This is a genomic window from Vibrio sp. YT-18 (assembly GCF_033337345.1).
Taxonomy (GTDB): Bacteria; Pseudomonadota; Gammaproteobacteria; order Enterobacterales; family Vibrionaceae; genus Vibrio; species Vibrio alginolyticus.
In genome coordinates this window covers 1-1619 of sequence record NZ_JAWOQO010000077.1, presented here as the reverse complement: position 1 = coordinate 1619, position 1619 = coordinate 1, and the positions used below count along the sequence as shown (strand labels likewise).

Here is a 1619-nt window from a genome sequence, read left to right as displayed (position 1 = left end):
GCTCATTTGAGCAACTTAAAGTGTTTGTTAAAGAGCTCGAACTGTTTTCTCTTGCAGAGTCGCTTGGTGGCGTGGAGAGTTTGATTTGTCACCCAGCATCTATGACGCATCGAGCCATGGGGGAAGAGGCGTTAGCGGAAGCGGGCGTGTCGCATCAGCTGCTTCGTTTGTCTGTGGGTTTAGAAGATGCACAAGACCTGATTGCCGATCTCGATCAAGCCTTTGTAAAAGCTGCTCAGTAATAGGAGAACTAAAAAATGAGTGTACAACGTCAGTTACATAAATTTGGTGGCAGCAGCTTAGCAAACCCTGAATGTTACTTACGTGTGGCCGATATTCTCAAAGAATACTCTGCCGAGAATGATCTGGTGGTGGTATCCGCCGCGGGGAAGACCACTAATCGCTTGATCGAGTTTCTGGAAGGTTTAGACAAAGATGGCCGTATTGCGCATGAAGCACTGCAAGGCTTAAGACAATTCCAGTCGGAGCTAATTGAATCTTTATTAGAAGGCGAGGTGCAGACGCAATTGCTCGCTTCTTTGCACGATGAGTTCAGTACCTTAGCCGAGCAGGCTGCACCACTGACGGATGCGCAAAAAGCGGCAGTGTTGGGTCACGGTGAAGTGTGGTCTTCACGTTTATTGGCTGCCTTGCTTTCACAACAAAATGTTCCTGCGGTCGCACAAGATGCACGTGCATTTTTACGTGCAGAAGCTGGTACTCAACCGGAAGTTGACCGTGCGCGTTCTTATCCCCTGATTAAGGAGGCGTTGGCGCAACACAGCCACAAACGCGTCATCATCACCGGATTTATGGCGCAAAATGAGGCAGGAGAAACCGTGCTGTTGGGGCGGAATGGCTCGGATTATTCCGCAACCGTAATCGGTGCTTTGGCGGAAGTGACAACCGTAACCATTTGGAGTGATGTTGCTGGTGTTTACAGTGCGGATCCTCGTTTAGTGTCGGACGCATGTCTGTTGCCTTTACTGCGCTTAGACGAAGCGAGTGAACTGGCCCGCCTTGCAGCGCCGGTCTTGCATAGCCGTACGTTACAACCTGTCGCGCAAAGCACGATGGACTTAAGCCTCAAGTGCAGCTATCAACCTGAATCGGGTTCAACGCGTATTGAGCGTGTACTTGCTTCTGGGCGTGGAGCAAAAATCATCACTTCTTTGGATGAGGTATTGTTGATTCAATTGTCCTTTAGACATGGTCATGACTTCAACAAAACCCAAAGTGATGTTTTAAAGTATCTTCAACGTGCGCAACTCGAGCCACTCTCTTACGAAGCCCAAGCCGATCAGCAAAAATTACGCTTAGCGTACACCGCAGAGATTGCGACAGGTGCGCTGAAGTATCTACAAGATCTTGCGGTTGAAGCTGAAATCAAACTCAAAGAAGGCTATTCACTTGTAGCCGCTGTCGGAGCGGGCGTAACGAAGAATGCCAACCATTGTTTTGGTTTTTACCAAAAATTGAAGCACGCACCAGTTGAATTTGTTTCTGAAACTGAATCAGGTTTAAGCCTAGTTGCGGTACTACGTCGCACCGATACCGAAGCATTAGTGCAGTTGATTCACAGCCAGTTATTCCAAGCGCAAAAGCGCGTAGCGGTAGCG

2 protein-coding genes are annotated in these 1619 nt (G+C 48.7%); both read left to right on the top strand.

All coding sequences use genetic code 11. The features are described from left to right. Positions 1–242 (top strand): PLP-dependent transferase (locus R7M72_RS24410; RefSeq protein WP_318056377.1); only part of this gene is annotated, 242 nt, incomplete at its 5' end. Between the two features lie 15 nt (positions 243–257). Continuing rightward, positions 258–1619: bifunctional aspartate kinase/homoserine dehydrogenase II (gene metL / locus R7M72_RS24405; RefSeq protein WP_318056376.1), on the top strand; the 1362-nt coding region annotated here is incomplete at its 3' end.